Source organism: Bacillus sp. FSL W7-1582, assembly GCF_038593325.1.
GTDB classification, from domain to species: Bacteria; Bacillota; Bacilli; order Bacillales; family Bacillaceae; genus Bacillus; species Bacillus altitudinis.
This window is the reverse complement of record NZ_CP151987.1, coordinates 2,938,448-2,954,115: the sequence shown is the minus strand read 5'-3', so window position 1 is coordinate 2,954,115 and position 15,668 is coordinate 2,938,448. Positions and strand designations below refer to the sequence as shown.

Annotated in this window: 18 protein-coding genes and 1 riboswitch; all 18 genes read left to right on the top strand. The window is 43.0% G+C overall.

Features of this window, described 5'->3' with window-relative positions; all coding sequences use genetic code 11:
• Nucleotides 1-96: 96 nt before the first annotated feature.
• The 18 genes from NSQ11_RS15335 (at nucleotide 97) to sufU (ending at nucleotide 15,662) form a co-directional block, all read left to right on the top strand.
• Entirely contained in the window at nucleotides 97-2,484 is a 2,388-nt protein-coding gene (locus tag NSQ11_RS15335; RefSeq protein WP_335358089.1) for a 3-hydroxyacyl-CoA dehydrogenase NAD-binding domain-containing protein, read from the top strand.
• A gap of 12 nt (nucleotides 2,485-2,496) precedes the next feature.
• Nucleotides 2,497-3,672 (top strand): acetyl-CoA C-acetyltransferase, encoded by a 1,176-nt coding sequence (locus NSQ11_RS15330; RefSeq protein ID WP_019743167.1) that lies wholly within the window; start codon nucleotides 2,497-2,499, stop codon nucleotides 3,670-3,672.
• 14 nt (nucleotides 3,673-3,686) lie between these two features.
• Nucleotides 3,687-5,468, top strand: a complete 1,782-nt coding sequence (locus NSQ11_RS15325) for an acyl-CoA dehydrogenase family protein (protein ID WP_024719779.1) — start codon at nucleotides 3,687-3,689, stop codon at nucleotides 5,466-5,468.
• Between the two features lie 110 nt (nucleotides 5,469-5,578).
• Nucleotides 5,579-5,935 (top strand): arsenate reductase family protein, encoded by a 357-nt coding sequence (locus tag NSQ11_RS15320; RefSeq protein WP_008356673.1) that lies wholly within the window; start codon nucleotides 5,579-5,581, stop codon nucleotides 5,933-5,935.
• A 66-nt stretch (nucleotides 5,936-6,001) separates the two neighbouring features.
• On the top strand, nucleotides 6,002-6,385 hold the full coding sequence (gene gcvH / locus NSQ11_RS15315; protein ID WP_008347039.1) for a glycine cleavage system protein GcvH: 384 nt from the start codon (nucleotides 6,002-6,004) through the stop codon (nucleotides 6,383-6,385).
• A 44-nt stretch (nucleotides 6,386-6,429) separates the two neighbouring features.
• Nucleotides 6,430-6,666: a YusG family protein gene (locus NSQ11_RS15310; RefSeq protein ID WP_008347037.1), complete on the top strand. Its 237-nt coding sequence runs from the start codon at nucleotides 6,430-6,432 to the stop codon at nucleotides 6,664-6,666.
• Nucleotides 6,667-6,793: 127 nt separating this feature from the next.
• Nucleotides 6,794-7,138, top strand: coding sequence for a toprim domain-containing protein (locus tag NSQ11_RS15305; RefSeq protein ID WP_008347035.1), 345 nt, complete (start codon nucleotides 6,794-6,796; stop codon nucleotides 7,136-7,138).
• A gap of 11 nt (nucleotides 7,139-7,149) precedes the next feature.
• Entirely contained in the window at nucleotides 7,150-7,452 is a 303-nt protein-coding gene (locus tag NSQ11_RS15300; RefSeq protein WP_024426005.1) for a thioredoxin family protein, read from the top strand.
• Nucleotides 7,453-7,572: 120 nt separating this feature from the next.
• Nucleotides 7,573-7,914: an SCP2 sterol-binding domain-containing protein gene (locus NSQ11_RS15295; RefSeq protein ID WP_008347033.1), complete on the top strand. Its 342-nt coding sequence runs from the start codon at nucleotides 7,573-7,575 to the stop codon at nucleotides 7,912-7,914.
• Between the two features lie 102 nt (nucleotides 7,915-8,016).
• Nucleotides 8,017-8,125, top strand: a riboswitch (SAM riboswitch).
• Nucleotides 8,126-8,280: 155 nt separating this feature from the next.
• Nucleotides 8,281-9,306 carry a methionine ABC transporter ATP-binding protein gene (locus tag NSQ11_RS15290; protein WP_017359288.1) on the top strand — a complete coding sequence of 342 codons (1,026 nt, stop codon included), beginning with the start codon at nucleotides 8,281-8,283 and terminating at the stop codon, nucleotides 9,304-9,306.
• Nucleotides 9,299-9,967 carry a methionine ABC transporter permease gene (locus tag NSQ11_RS15285; RefSeq protein WP_025207943.1) on the top strand — a complete coding sequence of 223 codons (669 nt, stop codon included), beginning with the start codon at nucleotides 9,299-9,301 and terminating at the stop codon, nucleotides 9,965-9,967. The genes NSQ11_RS15290 and NSQ11_RS15285 overlap by 8 nt, the downstream gene beginning before the upstream one ends.
• A gap of 14 nt (nucleotides 9,968-9,981) precedes the next feature.
• Nucleotides 9,982-10,803, top strand: a complete 822-nt coding sequence (gene metQ, locus NSQ11_RS15280; protein ID WP_007500351.1) for a methionine ABC transporter substrate-binding lipoprotein MetQ — start codon at nucleotides 9,982-9,984, stop codon at nucleotides 10,801-10,803.
• Nucleotides 10,804-10,956: 153 nt separating this feature from the next.
• On the top strand, nucleotides 10,957-11,325 hold the full coding sequence (locus NSQ11_RS15275; RefSeq protein ID WP_003212803.1) for a carboxymuconolactone decarboxylase family protein: 369 nt from the start codon (nucleotides 10,957-10,959) through the stop codon (nucleotides 11,323-11,325).
• 215 nt (nucleotides 11,326-11,540) lie between these two features.
• Nucleotides 11,541-11,678 carry a hypothetical protein gene (locus tag NSQ11_RS15270; protein WP_008356693.1) on the top strand — a complete coding sequence of 46 codons (138 nt, stop codon included), beginning with the start codon at nucleotides 11,541-11,543 and terminating at the stop codon, nucleotides 11,676-11,678.
• A 210-nt stretch (nucleotides 11,679-11,888) separates the two neighbouring features.
• Nucleotides 11,889-12,674 carry a Fe-S cluster assembly ATPase SufC gene (sufC, locus tag NSQ11_RS15265; protein ID WP_007500355.1) on the top strand — a complete coding sequence of 262 codons (786 nt, stop codon included), beginning with the start codon at nucleotides 11,889-11,891 and terminating at the stop codon, nucleotides 12,672-12,674.
• Nucleotides 12,675-12,692: 18 nt separating this feature from the next.
• Nucleotides 12,693-14,006, top strand: coding sequence for a Fe-S cluster assembly protein SufD (sufD, locus tag NSQ11_RS15260; protein ID WP_008347022.1), 1,314 nt, complete (start codon nucleotides 12,693-12,695; stop codon nucleotides 14,004-14,006).
• Nucleotides 14,006-15,226 carry a cysteine desulfurase gene (locus NSQ11_RS15255; RefSeq protein WP_008347019.1) on the top strand — a complete coding sequence of 407 codons (1,221 nt, stop codon included), beginning with the start codon at nucleotides 14,006-14,008 and terminating at the stop codon, nucleotides 15,224-15,226. Before sufD ends, NSQ11_RS15255 begins: the two co-directional genes overlap by 1 nt.
• On the top strand, nucleotides 15,216-15,662 hold the full coding sequence (sufU, locus tag NSQ11_RS15250) for a Fe-S cluster assembly sulfur transfer protein SufU (protein WP_008347017.1): 447 nt from the start codon (nucleotides 15,216-15,218) through the stop codon (nucleotides 15,660-15,662). Before NSQ11_RS15255 ends, sufU begins: the two co-directional genes overlap by 11 nt.
• Nucleotides 15,663-15,668 lie beyond the last annotated feature (6 nt).

The window sequence follows — 15,668 nt, the reverse complement described above, 5'->3', positions numbered from 1 at the left end:
TGTTTCGGAAAATCTTTTAAGATAAAGAAAGAGGCATTGCTTTTTTTTGGACAAAAAATGAATGACTGTTCATTCAAAATGTTTAGGGGGATATTTATGGGCAAACATATTCGCAAGGCGGCTGTCATTGGTTCAGGTGTCATGGGCTCAGGCATTGCTGCACATCTAGCCAATATCGGGATACCAGTAACATTGCTAGATATTGTGCCACATGAACTGACAAAGGAAGAAACGGCAAAAAAGCTAACGCTTGATCACCCTAGTGTTCGGAATAGATTAAGCCAAGACGCAATGAAAAAATTGTTAAAGCAAAAGCCAGCACCTCTTACTTCAGCCAAAAACCTATCATACATCACACCCGGAAATCTCACAGATCACCTTTCCTTATTACACGATGCTGACTGGATCATTGAAGTCGTCACTGAAAAGCTCAGCATTAAACAACACGTATTCTCTCTCATCGACGAACACCGCAAAGAAGGCAGCATCGTATCCAGCAATACATCCGGTATTTCTGTTGAAAAAATGGCAGAAGGCCGATCAGCTGATTTTAAACGCCACTTTTTAGGCACTCACTTTTTTAACCCAGCTCGTTATTTAAAGCTGTTAGAAGTAATTCCTATTCAAGAAACAGATCCAGAAGTACTCTCATATATGAAAACATTTGGTGAAGATGTACTTGGCAAGGGTGTGGTCGAAGCAAAAGATACACCGAACTTTATTGCCAACCGAATTGGCACTTATGGGCTTCTTGTCACAGTGCGTGAAATGCTTGAGAACAAATACACGATCGGAGAGGTCGATTCTGTTACAGGTCCACTCATTGGCAGACCGAAAAGTGCGACCTTCCGCACACTTGATGTGGTGGGACTCGACACATTTTCTCATGTAGCCCGCAATGTGTATGAACAGGTAGAAGGAAAGGAAAAAGATATTTTTCAGCTGCCTGAGTTTATGGAAAGAATGCTCGAAAAAGGGTGGATCGGCAGCAAAGCAGGGCAAGGATTTTATCAAAAAAACGGAAAGACCATTTTAGAGCTTGATCCTGTCACACTCACATACGGAGAACGGACAAAGCTGAAGGATCCAGGCATTGACATTACCAAGCAGCAAAAGGGGACAAAAGCGAAATTGAAAGCGCTTATTTATCAAGACGGCCGTGCTGGGCAATTGCTTTGGAATATGACCGCACCTGTTCTTCTTTATTCAGCTCATCTAAAAGGCGACATTGCGGATGATATTCAGTCCATCGATAACGCCATGAAATGGGGATTTGGCTGGCAGCATGGCCCGTTCGAGCTGTGGGATGCGATTGGTGTGAAAAAAGCCGTCAGTCGAATGGAAGCGGAAGGGCACAGCACCCCGACATGGGTGCAAGATATGCTTTCAGAAGGACATGACACGTTCTATCAAGAAAATGCCAAAGGAGACCGTGCATTTTATCAGACTGGTGCTTATGAACAGGAAAAGGGAAACGACAAGAATATTTCGTTAGCTAGATTGAAAAAGAAACACGATGTCATTTTTAAAAATACGGGTGCAAGCTTGATCGATATCGGGGATGATGTTGCCTTGCTTGAATTTCATTCGAAAAGCAATGCCATTGGGCTTGATGTCATTGATATGATCAACCGTGCTGTAGATGAAACAGAAAAGAATTATAAAGGGCTGGTCATCGGTAACCAAGGAAAGAACTTCTGTGTTGGTGCGAATCTCGCCTTAATTTTAATGGAAGCACAGGACGACAACTTCTTTGAAATTGATTTTGTCATTCGTAGGTTCCAGCAGGCGATGATGAAGGTGAAGTATAGTGACCGTCCAGTTGTGGCTGCACCATTTGGTATGACACTTGGCGGAGGGACGGAGCTTTGTCTACCAGCAGCCGCTATCCAAGCGTCCAGTGAAACGTATATGGGGCTTGTCGAAGCGGGGGTCGGACTCATTCCGGGCGGAGGCGGAAACAAAGAACTCTATATTCGCCATCTGCAAGGAGCGGAAAAGCCATCAGCAACTGCGATCCAAGATGCTGCGCTACAAACCTTTGAAGCCATTGCGATGGCAAAGGTATCTACATCAGCAGAGGAAGCGCGTGATATGAAGATGCTCCGAGTGAATGACCGGATCAGCATGAATGGTGATCATTTAATCCATGATGCGAAACAACTCGTTCTTTCTCTTGATGAAGCGGGTTATCGTGCACCTCTGAAGCGAAAGGTGCCCGTGATGGGGGAAACAGGCTACGCAGCAATGGTGCTGGCTGCTGAAAACATGAGATTGTCTGGATACATTTCAGACCATGACATGACCATTGCGAAAAAACTAGCACATGTCATTTCTGGCGGCAAATTGCCATTTGGTACAGAGGTGGATGAACAATACTTATTAGAGCTTGAAAGAGAAGCCTTTTTAAGTCTTGTAGGGGAAGTCAAATCTCAGGCACGCATGCAGCACATGCTCGTTAAAGGAAAACCTTTACGTAACTAGGGGGGAGTCAAAATGAGAGAAGCAGTGATTGTAGCTGGCGCAAGAACACCAGTAGGGAAAGCCAAAAAGGGATCATTAAAACATGTCAGACCTGATGATATGGGCGCATTGTGTGTAAAAGAAACGCTAAAGCGTGCCGGTGATTATGATGGAACAATCGATGATTTAATCATCGGATGTGCGACACCAGAAGCAGAGCAAGGGCTGAATGTGGCCCGGAATATTGGGGCATTAGCAGGTTTGCCATATACAGTACCTGCTATTACCATTAACCGCTATTGCTCTTCTGGTCTGCAGTCAATTGCTTATGCAGGTGAACGAATTATGCTTGGGCAGGCAGAAACCATTTTGGCCGGAGGCGTCGAATCGATGTCGCAAGTCCCAATGATGGGTCACTCCATTCGTCCAAACGCTCTTTTGACAGAGCAAGCGCCTGAATACTATATGAGCATGGGCCACACAGCGGAGCAAGTGGCGCAAAAGTATCAGGTCACAAGGCAAGATCAAGATGCTTTTGCGGTGAGGAGCCATCAAAAGGCAGCAAAGGCACTTCAAGAAGGGAAATTTTCAGATGAAATTGTTCCCGTTGATGTGACAGAAAGACGGGTAGGAGAGCAGAATCAACTAGAAGAACGCCAATTTACGTTCTCACAAGATGAAGGTGTCAGAGCGGGCACAACAGAGGAGGTTCTCTCAACGTTACGACCTGCCTTCTCAACAAAAGGCACAGTGACTGCAGGAAACTCTTCGCAGACGAGTGATGGAGCGGCATGTGTCATGATGATGGATCGCGAAAAAGCATCTTCTCTTTCTCTTCAGCCGCTCGCCAAGTTCAGAGCGTTTGCTGTTGGTGGTGTACCACCTGAAGTCATGGGAATTGGGCCGGTTGAAGCCATTCCGCGTGCGCTGAAAATCGCTGGTCTAGAGCTGAAGGACATCGGGCTGTTTGAATTAAATGAAGCATTTGCTTCTCAGGCGATTCAAGTCATTCGTCATTTAGGGATCGATGAAGAGAAGGTAAATGTCAACGGCGGCGCCATTGCATTAGGACATCCGCTAGGCTGTACAGGAACGAAACTCACGCTGTCCCTCATTCATGAAATGAAACGGCGAAATGAACAATTTGGTATTGTGACGATGTGTATCGGCGGGGGCATGGGAGCAGCAGGCATTTTTGAATTGATCTAAAGGGGGAAAACAGGATGAAAGCAATGGAAGAAGTAAAAAAGGGTGGCAGTTTCTTAATTGATGAGACGAATTATGAGCATATCTTTACACCAGAGGATTTCTCTGATGAACATCAAATGATCGGGAAAACAACAGAAGATTACATTTTACAAGATGTCGTTCCGCACATCGATCAAATTGAAAATCATGAATTCGAGCATTCTGTTCGTCTCTTGAAAAAGGCTGGAGAGCTTGGCCTGCTTGGTGCTGATGTTCCTGAGGAATTTGGCGGGCTTGGGCTAGATAAAATCAGCTCAGCCATCATTACTGAAAAATTTGCAAGAGCAGGCAGCTTCTCTCTTTCTTACGGCGCCCATGTTGGGATCGGTTCTTTGCCGATCGTGCTGTTCGGCAATCAAGCGCAAAAGGAAAAGTACCTGCCAGGACTCGCCTCTGGAGAAACAATTGCGGCCTATGCCCTAACAGAGCCAGGGTCAGGTTCTGATGCGCTAGGTGCGAAAACAACGGCAGTCCTGAATGAAGCTGGAACACATTATGTCCTCAATGGGGAAAAACAATGGATCACAAACTCCGCATTTGCCGATGTGTTTGTCGTGTATGCGAAGATTGATGGTGAACACTTCTCTGCTTTCATCGTAGAAAAGGATTTTCCTGGAGTCAAAACAGGACCTGAAGAGAAAAAGATGGGCATTAAAGGGTCATCGACGAGAACGTTAATCCTTGAAGATGCCGAAGTGCCAAAGGAGAATTTGCTTGGTGAAGCAGGCAGAGGTCATGTCATTGCCTTTAACATTTTGAACATTGGACGCTATAAGCTGGCTGTAGGGACAATCGGAGCATCAAAACGAGTCATTCAATTATCGGCAGAGTATGCCAATCAGCGCAAGCAGTTTAAAACACCAATTTCTCAATTTAGCTTAATTGGCGAAAAAGCAGCCAACATGTCGGCAAAGCTTTATGCCATGGAAAGTGCTGTATACCGCACAGTCGGGTTATTTGAACAAAGAATGGGTCTGTTAAGTGACGAGGAGCAAAAGGATGGGAAACAAATTGCGCAATCCATTGCAGAATATGCGATTGAATGCTCTCTTTGTAAAGTGCTTGGCTCTGAAACGCTCGATTATATTGTGGATGAAGGTGTGCAGATTCACGGCGGATATGGTTTCATGCAAGAATACGAAGTCGAAAGAGCCTATCGCGACTCACGAATTAACCGTATTTTTGAAGGAACGAACGAAATTAACCGATTGCTTGTGCCAGGCACCTTCTTGAAGAAAGCGATGAAAGGAGAGCTTCCGCTTCTTCAAAAAGCGCAAACCCTACAGGAAGAGCTAATGATGATGATGCCGGAAGAGCCGGGTGATCAGCCGCTTGATCAAGAGAAATACTTACTTGCCCATGCGAAAAAGATCGCCTTGATGGTGGCAGGTATGGCCGCCATGAAATATGGGAAAGCATTAGACAAAGAGCAAGAAATCCTTGTGAATATAGCAGATATCGTCAATGAACTCTTTGCTGCTGAGTCGGCGGTCTTGCGTACGGAAAAAGCAATCGCAGCATCAGGCGCAGAAAAAAATGCACAAAAGCTTGCGTATACACAAATTTTCACGCAGGAAGCCTTTTTAAAGATTGAAGCTCATGCGAAAGAATCATTGATTGCCATGGAAGAAGGAGATTCACTCCGTATGAGTCTGTCAGCCCTTCGCAAGCTGACAAGATTCACGCCAATGAATGTCATCGCCAAAAAGCGCGAAGTGGCGAAACGAATCTTTGAAGCAGAGAAATATATCGTATAAGACGGCTGAAAAGGTGCGGATATCATGTCGCACCTTTTTGTAAGCATACATTTAGGTTTTTCATATGTTTTGTGATAAAATGTTGTCACTATTTGCAGGAGGTGAAAATGGTGGCTTTAGATTTTTACGAATACCCATCTTGCGGTACATGCCGAAAAGCAAAGAAATGGCTGGAAGAACACAATAAAGACATCAACAGCATACATATCGTCGAAGAGACGCCTGATAAAGAAACATTAAAAGCCCTTTACGAAAAAAGCGGTTTAGAGCTGAAGAAATTTTTTAATACGAGCGGTCAGAAATACAGAGAGCTGCAGCTGAAAGATAAACTTCCTGCAATGTCAGAGGACGAGCAGCTTGAATTACTTGCGTCTAACGGAATGCTAATCAAGCGTCCAATTACAACAGACGGCAAACGAGTGACAGTTGGATTTAATGAAGATACATTTAAAAGCGTCTGGAAATGATGTAACTTTCATTCAGATTGTGGTATCTTCAATATAGATTGTAAGAAAAGACTGGAGGGGTATGAAATGAGCACACCAAAAGATTTACGTTATTCAGAAGAACACGAATGGGTCAAAGTAGAAGGAGATAAGGTGCGTATCGGTATTACGCATTTTGCTCAATCTGAGCTAGGCGATATCGTGTTCGTTGAGCTTCCTGAAGTAGGAGACAAAATTACAGCGGACGAGCCTTTCGGAAGTGTAGAATCAGTCAAAACAGTTTCTGAACTATACGCACCGATTAACGGCACAATCGTTGAAGTAAACGATGAGCTTGATGACAGCCCAGAGTTCGTCAACGACTCTCCATACGAAAAAGCTTGGATGATCGTAGTAGAGCCAGCGGACGCATCTGAAATCGAGAACTTAATGACAGCTGAGCAATATGAAGAAATGACAAAAGAAGACTAATTCATGTGAAATTGGACACTCTACCTATATGGGGGGTGTCCAATTTGTCTTTTCAAAAAGAACAGGTGGATATAACAGAGCATGTCACTGGACGATTCAAAGAGAGCGGCATGGTGCTTTACCATCAAAACGAAGAGATTGGCACGATGATTAGTGAAAATCAATATGAATTAAAATCAGGTTATTCCTATGATCAAAACCGTTTTTATCGTCTGTCAGATACGTTGACCCATGGGACTGAAAAATATGTAGACTGTGACGATGAAAATGGCTGGTGCTGATCACAGATAAGGCTGCAGTGAGTGCTGCAGTCTTTTTGTTGATCAATTGCCCAATCTTTACAACCCGAATGAAAGATTGTAATCTAAGGAAGAAGTGAATCAACGTCAAAAGGGCCGGGTGATCGTGATGAATGTCGAGATAGAAAAGGTCATCATTGTAGAAGGTAAATCAGATAAACAGAAGCTAAAAGAAGTCATAAGTGAACCTGTTACCATCATTTGCACCAATGGCACGATCAGTACATCGAAGCTGGATCAGCTTGTGGACGATTTATTCGGGAAAGACGTTTACATATTAGCAGACAGTGACGATGCTGGCGACAAACTGCGGAAGCAATTCCGAAAAGAATTCCCTGAAGCACTGCATCTTTTTGTCGACAGAACGTACCGCGAAGTGGCCGCTTCACCGTCAGCCCACATTGCATCTATTCTATTAGCTGCAAACATTGATGTTCATTCGAAATATTTATAAGGGTGACGTATATGAAAGAGATTGAAGAGCATGAATTCAAGGAGATAGAGGACGATTTATTTCTTTTATACTTATATACACCGTTTTGCGGAACATGCCAGCTGGCAAAGAAAATGCTGGCAGTCGTAGACGCCATGCAGCCGGATGTACCATTTTACGAAAACAATTTAAACTATTCACCAGGTTTTGCAAAAGCATTTGAGATCGAGAGTGTTCCTTGCTTTCTACTGTTTAAAAAAGGAGAATTGGTGCAAAAAGGCTATGCTTTTCACTCCGTTCCATATCTTCACGAAATGATTGAAACCGCTAAATAAAGCGGTTTTTTGTCATATTTCAAGCAATTCATTTGAAAATTTGTCGAGCTATTTATAAAGGACAAGCCGATGTTTGTAGAGAAATGTTATGTATAACCAAATGACAGGGAGGTTATACATGTGGAAAATGTGAAAGCCCATGGAAGTGCAGGGCAGCGATTATTGTTAAAGCCGTTGCTCTCATCATCATCCTTGAAGATTACATTTGAGGCGGAAACGGACTCTTGTACATTGATTGTGGATGAACGTGGTGAAGTGAAGAAACTACCTGCAATTGAGTTATCGGATCTCATCTTTTATGGTGAGCGAAAAGAGATTTTGCAATTATTAGATGGAGACATGTCCTTACAGCAGCTGATCAGCAGAGGACAAGTGAAAGTGAAAGGCTCATTTCGAGCTCTTCTAAGACTAGAAGCGGTACTTTGGCTGACGAACGGTTTTTTTCGAAAAATGATAACGTAGTCGTTTACTTGGAAATTAGCGATTTACAGCGTTGACATATCTCAGATAGCATGATATTCTACGTTAGTAAAAACATGAACATCACATAAAACAACATATTTTCTCTTATTAAGAGAGGTGGAGGGACGTGCCCTATGAAACCCGGCAACCGTCAGCATAGCTGAAATTGGTGCCAATTCACTCAAAGCCGCAACGCTTTGAAAGATGAGAGAAAGGCGTATTTGATATAAAAGGCCTTTCTGCTTGCGTTGCAGTTAGGTCTTTTTTACTGACCTTGCGTCAGGCTAGCGTCATAACAGTCGGAAGAATAATTGAACGTATGTGATGGCAACCTATAGATTCAGCAAGAAAGCAGGTGAACAGACTGTGATCCATTTACAGAATGTATCAAAAACGTATCTTTCAAAAAGCGGAAATGTTGATGCCGTGAAAGACGTCAACTTGGATATCGATAAAGGTGAAATATTCGGAATTATCGGGTATAGCGGCGCTGGGAAAAGCTCCTTGATTCGCCTATTAAACGGTCTGGAGTTGCCAACAGAAGGAATCGTTGAAGTGGCAGGCAACCGGATCAATGAAGTATCGAATGCGAAACTTCGGAAAGCAAGACAAGAAATCAGCATGATTTTCCAACACTTTAACTTGCTCTGGTCAAGAACAGTGAGACAAAATATTATGTTCCCGCTCGAGATCGCAGGTGTACCAACGTCAAAACGGAGAGCTCGTGCAAACGAACTGATTAAATTGGTCGGTTTAGAAGGAAAAGAAAATGCATATCCTTCTCAGCTCAGCGGCGGGCAAAAGCAGCGTGTAGGGATTGCGAGAGCATTAGCGAATGACCCAAAAGTTCTGCTATGTGACGAAGCCACTTCTGCGCTTGATCCACAAACAACGGATTCCATCCTTGAGCTTTTAGCCGATATTAATAAACGACTAGGACTCACCATTGTATTGATCACACATGAAATGCACGTCATTCGCAAAATTTGTCACCGTGTGGCAGTGATGGAGAATGGCCGTATTGTCGAAGAAGGCGAAGTATTACGTGTCTTCAGACAGCCGAAAGAAGAAATGACGAAGCGATTCGTGAAACAGCTTGCTGAACCAGAAGAAGCAAAAGAAACGATCGAGCACGTCCTAGAGAGAGTAAAAGAAGGTCAGGTCGTCAGGTTGTCCTTTATTGGAGATTCTGCCGAACAGCCGCTGATCACGGAAATTATTCGATCCTTCAAGGTCGATGTGAACATCCTGCAAGGAAAGATTTCTCAAACGCAGGAAGGCGCGTTTGGAACACTCTTTATCCATATTAATGGAGACGAGAACGAAGTTGAAAAAGCCATCGCCTATATCCAAAGTAAACAGGTTGAAATCGAGGTGATGACACATGTTTGAGAAATGGTTTCCGAACGTTGATCTAGAGGTTATTTGGAACGCGACGGGTGAAACGGTCTATATGACACTCATTGCATTAGCGTTTGCTTTTGCTATCGGCATCATCCTTGGGCTGTTGCTCTTTTTGACAAGTAAAGGCGGTTTGTGGGAAAACAAACCAATTAATGCTGTCATCGGCGCAGTAGTCAACATTTTCAGATCGATTCCCTTTATCATATTAATCATTCTATTATTAGGATTTACTAAACTAATTATGGGCACGATATTAGGTCCAAATGCAGCATTACCAGCCCTTGTCATTGGCTCAGCCCCTTTCTACGCACGTCTTGTCGAAATTGCACTGCGTGAAGTAGACAAAGGAGTCATTGAAGCAGCACGATCTATGGGAGCAAAAACGTCGACCATAATTTTCAAAGTATTGCTTCCAGAATCACTGCCAGCCCTTATTTCAGGAATTACTGTAACAGCGATTGCTCTGATTGGCTCTACTGCGATTGCAGGAGCAATTGGAGCAGGCGGACTTGGTGACCTTGCTTATGTAGAAGGATACCAATCTGGTAATACAGATGTCACACTTGTAGCCACTGTGTTTATTCTGATCATCGTCTTTATCATTCAAATAATCGGTGATTTGATTACAAATAAAATTGATAAACGTTAAGGGAGGAATTATTCATGAAGAAATTGATTTTAAGTGCACTATTTCTAGCATTTGCAGGCATTTTAGCTGCTTGCGGTTCATCAAATAACGCAAGCGATAACAAAACCATCACGGTTGCCGCTTCAAAAACACCACATGCCGAGATTCTTGAAGAAGCAAAACCACTTCTAAAAGAAAAAGGCTACGATCTAAAAGTGAAAGTACTGAGCGATTATAAAATGTACAACAAAGCATTAGCTGAAAAAGAAGTGGATGCGAACTTTTTCCAACATATCCCTTACTTGAACGAAGAAAATAAATCAAACAAAGATTACAACTTAGTGAGTGCTGGTGCCGTTCACCTTGAGCCTTTCGGTATCTACTCTAAGAAATACAAATCAGTAAAAGATATTCCAAACGGCGGCACGATCATCATGACAAACAACGTAGCTGAGCAAGGACGTATGCTTGCCCTATTACAAAATGCTGGTGTGATCAAGCTTGATCCAAAAGTAGATACAATCAACGCAACAGTCAAAAACATCAAAGAAAACCCGAAGAACCTAAAATTCAAAAAAATCGCTCCTGAACTAACAGCAAAAGCTTATGAAAACAGTGAAGGCGACGCTGTATTTATCAACGTTAACTATGCGATCCAAAATAAATTGAATCCGAAAAAAGATTCAATCGAACTTGAGCAAACGAAAAATAACCCGTATGCAAACATCGTCGCTGTTCGCAAAGGTGACGAAAAATCAGAGAAGATCAAGGTATTAATGGAAGTTCTTCACTCTGATAAAATCAAAGAATTCATCGACAAAAAGTATGATGGTGCAGTATTGCCTGTATCTGAATAACAAAAAGAAGACAAAGGGCTAAAATGATCTTTATTTTAGCCCTTTGTCAATAATCTGCAACCTCGCTTTCATCAAAGCGGGGTTTTTTTGTGTATTTTTTCAAATCTCGCTCATAATAAAAACGAACAAATGACTTGAAGGGATGGAATGAAGATGAATGAACAACATATGAGCGGATCGATGCAGCAATCACTGACGGATTATAAAACGGCAATGGGTGAATTTCAGAAGAAAATGCCGGTGTTTGGCAAGAAATTCAATGAATTTACGGAGCAGTGCTTCCAGAGCGATTCATTAACGCAAAAAGAAAAACAAATGATTGCCCTTGGCATCAGCATTCATGCACAGGATGAATATTGCATGATTTATCATACAAAGGGAGCGCTCGACCAAGGCGCAACAGAAGAGAATTTGCTGGAGGTCGTCAGTGTGGCTGCAGCGTTTGGCGGCGGTGCTGCGCTAAGTCAAGGCATCACAGTTGTTCAGCAATGTATTGATGAATTTGGAGGACAGACGCATTAAGGGAAGGATAAGGTGGTATTTTTCCATATCAGGGAGTTGAGTTCTTCTCAGCCAAGTGTGTGAGAAAATATGCCAGTATACTGCGTCATATCCTTTTTGAGTGAAGCAGCATGCCTTTGATACAATGGAGCTACACTCAAAGAAGGGAATGGTTTATTATTTGTTCGGACCAGAGTACACTGGGATTGGATTATACCGCCGAGATGGAAAAGGCCATGCATCAATCTCATGGCATGAGTTATGCAGAGTACGAAAGAGACCATGACTTACGAATGAAAGTAGAACTTAAACGAGAGCAGTCCTATCGAGATGAGAAAAGACAGCTCGCAAAAATGAATATACGAGGCTATTGATAGCTAAGGGGCGGGGAGAATAGTTTCCCGTCCTTTCTTTATGAAAACAGTCTTTTCGACATAAATCCTTTTATCTACCTGTATTTTTTGTTAGAATTTTGAGAGCATCCTCTCACGCTTGTCGTGAATGTGTTGTATTCACTTTTAATTTGTTATAAAATTAGAATGAGAATAAATTGAGAATAATGATTATTTTGGAGGTATCGATATATGACTGCTTCGACATTAACAATTAAGGACTTGCACGTTGAGATTGAAGGGAAAGAAATCTTAAAAGGTGTAAACCTAGAAATAAAAGGTGGAGAATTCCACGCAGTAATGGGACCAAACGGTACAGGTAAATCTACTTTATCTGCTGCTATCATGGGCCACCCTAAGTATGAAGTGACAAAAGGCAGCATCTTGCTTGATGGCGAAGATGTTCTTGAAATGGAAGTAGATGAGCGCGCGCAAGCGGGTCTTTTCCTTGCAATGCAATATCCATCTGAAATTAGTGGTGTAACAAATGCAGACTTCCTTCGTTCGGCTATTAACGCACGCAGAGAAGAAGGCGATGAAATCTCTCTCATGAAATTCATCCGCAAAATGGACGAAAACATGGAATTCCTTGAAATGGACCCAGATATGGCACAGCGCTACCTAAACGAAGGTTTCTCAGGCGGGGAGAAAAAACGTAACGAAATTCTTCAATTAATGATGATTGAACCAAAAATCGCCATCCTTGACGAAATCGACTCTGGTCTTGATATCGATGCACTGAAAGTTGTTTCTAAAGGGATTAATAAAATGCGAGGCGAAAGCTTCGGCTGCTTAATGATCACTCACTATCAGCGTTTATTGAACTACATCACACCAGATCACGTTCATGTCATGATGCAAGGACGTATTGTGAAATCTGGCGGACCAGAACTTGCGCAGCGTCTAGAAGCAGAAGGTTATGACTGGATTAAAAAAGAGTTAGGAATTGAAGACGAAACTGTTGGTCAAGAAGCGTAAGCGTTAGGAGGATTATTGATGACATTAGAAACGAAATTATCAGTAGATCAAGATTATGTCAAAAGCTTCTCCGAGAAGCATCAGGAACCGGCATGGATGAGTTCCCTTCGCTTACAGGCTCTTGAAAAAGCAGAAGACCTTCCAATGCCAAAGCCTGACAAAACGAATATTTCTAAATGGAATTTAACCAATTTCAAACAGCATACAGTCGAAAGTGCGCCATTTGGATCTTTAGAAGAGCTTCCTGAAGAAGTGAAGTCTCTTATTGATTTAGAGGACACAGATAAGACAGTCTATATACAGCGTGATCAAACGCCAGCATACTTGTCTCTTTCTACGGAAGCAAAAGACAAAGGCGTGATCTTCACTGATATCCATACAGCGATTCGCGAACATGGAGACTTAGTAAAGAAATATTTCATGACAGATGCAGTGAAAGTGGATGAGCACAAACTAACAGCTCTACATGCTGCTTTAGTGAATGGCGGAGCTTTCCTCTATGTACCGAAAAACGTAGAGCTTGAAGCACCAATTCAAGCCGTTTATCTTCATGAAAATGACGAAACAACGTTGTTCAACCATGTCATCGTTGTAGCAGACGATCATAGTGCTGTGACATATGTCGAAAACTACATCAGTACGGCAACACCAGAAGAAGCGATCTTCAATATCGTGTCTGAAGTCTTCACAGGTGCAAATGCCCGCGTCACTTACGGTGCAGTGGATAACCTTGCAGAAGGTGTGACAGTCTATGTGAATAGACGTGGTATGGCAAATGGTCGTGACAGTAAAATCGAATGGGCGCTTGGTCTGATGAATGATGGAGACGTTGTGTCTGAAAACATCACAAAGCTTATGGGCGACGGTACATTCGGAGATACGAAATCAGTTGTTGTTGGCCGCGGGAATCAAACGGAAAACTTCACAACAAGCATCATCCACTTCGGTAAAAACTCTGAAGGGTATATCTTGAAGCATGGTGTCATGAAGGATCAAGCATCCTCTATCTTTAACGGAATTGGTAAAATCGAGCATGGCGCAACGAAGTCAAATGCAGAGCAAGAATCTCGTGTTCTCATGCTGAGTGAGAAAGCACGCGGTGACGCTAACCCAATTCTTTTAATCGATGAAGATGATGTAACAGCAGGACACGCTGCGTCTGTTGGGCGTGTTGATCCAATTCAACTCTATTACCTCATGAGCCGTGGGATTTCCAAAGAAGATGCAGAAAGACTTGTCATTTATGGCTTCTTAAATCCAGTCGTCAAAGAACTGCCGATTGAAGGAGTTAAAAAGCAGCTCGTTTCTGTGATTGAAAGGAAAGTAAAATAATGAATATCAAAGACGTTCGTGAGCAGTTTCCAATCCTTCATCAGCAAGTGAACGGACATGATTTGGTGTATTTGGACAGTGCAGCGACATCTCAAAAACCACGAGTTGTCATTGATGCAATGAATGAGTATTACCGGTCTTACAACTCGAACGTCCACCGGGGTGTTCATACCCTTGGCACAAAAGCAACGGACGCATACGAGGGTGCAAGAGAGAAAGTTCGAGCATTCATTGGTGCTTCTTCTGTCCAGGAGATTATTTTTACTAGAGGTACAACAACCGCACTAAACACAGTGGCAATCAGCTATGCAAGAGCAAACCTTAAAGAAGGCGATGAGATCGTCATTACGCATATGGAACATCATGCGAATATCATCCCTTGGCAGCAGGCAGCAAAAGCAACTGGCGCCACATTGAAATATATTCCGTTACAGGAAGACGGCACGCTGTCGCTTGAAGATGTGAAGCAAACCATCACACATCAAACGAAAATCGTTGCTGTCACACATGTCTCAAACGTATTAGGAACCATCAACCCAATTAAAGACATCGCAAAAATTGCTCACGATCACGGTGCAATTATCGTCGTCGATGGTGCCCAGAGCACCCCTCACATGCAAATTGATGTTCAGGACTTGGATTGCGACTTTTTCGCCTTCTCTGGGCATAAAATGTGTGGACCGACTGGCATTGGTGTTCTTTACGGGAAGAAGGACCTTTTGAATAATATGGAGCCTGCTGAGTTTGGCGGTGAAATGATCGACTTTGTGGATCTATATGATTCTACATGGAAAGAGCTGCCGTGGAAATTTGAAGCGGGAACACCGATTATTGCAGGAGCAATTGGGCTCGGAAAAGCGATTGATTTCTTAAATGACATCGGAATGGAGGAAGTCAGTCGTTACGAGCATCAGCTTGCGACTTATGCACTTGAGCGCTTTAAGGAGCTTGAAGGTGCCACGGTTTACGGACCGCAGCACCGAGCTGGACTTGTGACGTTTAACTTAGACGACGTCCATCCTCATGATGCCTCAACTGTTCTAGATACGGAAGGTGTCGCCATTCGTGCTGGACATCACTGTGCACAGCCGCTCATGAAATGGCTTGGTGTATCAGCGACTGCAAGAGCAAGCTTCTATCTGTACAATACAGAAGAGGAGATTGACGAGCTCATGGCAGCGCTCCGTAAGACAAAGGAGTATTTTACGAATGTCTTTTAATGTAAACTTAGACACACTGTACAGACAAGTGATTATGGATCATTATAAAAATCCGAGAAACAAAGGTGTGTTAAACGACAGCATTGTCGTCGATATGAACAACCCTACGTGTGGTGACCGCATTCGTCTCACGATGAAAATCGAAGACGAAAAAGTCATCGATGCGAAATTTGAAGGAGAAGGATGCTCGATTTCGATGGCATCTGCCTCTATGATGACGCAGGCGATTAAAGGGAAAGATATTGAAACAGCTTTGAAAATGTCTCAGATTTTCTCCGATATGATGCTAGGAAAAGAATACGACGATTCCATTGATCTTGGTGACATTGAGGCGCTGCAGGGAGTGGCAAAATTCCCAGCGCGCATCAAATGTGCAACATTATCCTGGAAGGCGCTTGAAAAAGGCGCATCTGCCGAAGATAACGGCAAATCATAAGATTGG

Excerpts from the sequence above, each read along its gene's own strand:
- NSQ11_RS15305 (WP_008347035.1), top strand. The coding sequence starts at position 6,794 with ATGAATGTCGAGATAGAAAAGGTCATCATTGTAGAAGGTAAATCAGAT.
- NSQ11_RS15255 (WP_008347019.1), top strand. The coding sequence starts at position 14,006 with ATGAATATCAAAGACGTTCGTGAGCAGTTTCCAATCCTTCATCAGCAA.
- NSQ11_RS15330 (WP_019743167.1), top strand. The coding sequence starts at position 2,497 with ATGAGAGAAGCAGTGATTGTAGCTGGCGCAAGAACACCAGTAGGGAAA.
- NSQ11_RS15325 (WP_024719779.1), top strand. The coding sequence starts at position 3,687 with ATGAAAGCAATGGAAGAAGTAAAAAAGGGTGGCAGTTTCTTAATTGAT.
- NSQ11_RS15335 (WP_335358089.1), top strand. The coding sequence starts at position 97 with ATGGGCAAACATATTCGCAAGGCGGCTGTCATTGGTTCAGGTGTCATG.
- gcvH (WP_008347039.1), top strand. The coding sequence starts at position 6,002 with ATGAGCACACCAAAAGATTTACGTTATTCAGAAGAACACGAATGGGTC.
- sufC (WP_007500355.1), top strand. The coding sequence starts at position 11,889 with ATGACTGCTTCGACATTAACAATTAAGGACTTGCACGTTGAGATTGAA.
- NSQ11_RS15285 (WP_025207943.1), top strand. The coding sequence starts at position 9,299 with ATGTTTGAGAAATGGTTTCCGAACGTTGATCTAGAGGTTATTTGGAAC.
- NSQ11_RS15275 (WP_003212803.1), top strand. The coding sequence starts at position 10,957 with ATGAATGAACAACATATGAGCGGATCGATGCAGCAATCACTGACGGAT.
- sufU (WP_008347017.1), top strand. The coding sequence starts at position 15,216 with ATGTCTTTTAATGTAAACTTAGACACACTGTACAGACAAGTGATTATG.
- sufD (WP_008347022.1), top strand. The coding sequence starts at position 12,693 with ATGACATTAGAAACGAAATTATCAGTAGATCAAGATTATGTCAAAAGC.
- NSQ11_RS15270 (WP_008356693.1), top strand. The coding sequence starts at position 11,541 with ATGCATCAATCTCATGGCATGAGTTATGCAGAGTACGAAAGAGACCAT.
- metQ (WP_007500351.1), top strand. The coding sequence starts at position 9,982 with ATGAAGAAATTGATTTTAAGTGCACTATTTCTAGCATTTGCAGGCATT.
- NSQ11_RS15300 (WP_024426005.1), top strand. The coding sequence starts at position 7,150 with ATGAAAGAGATTGAAGAGCATGAATTCAAGGAGATAGAGGACGATTTA.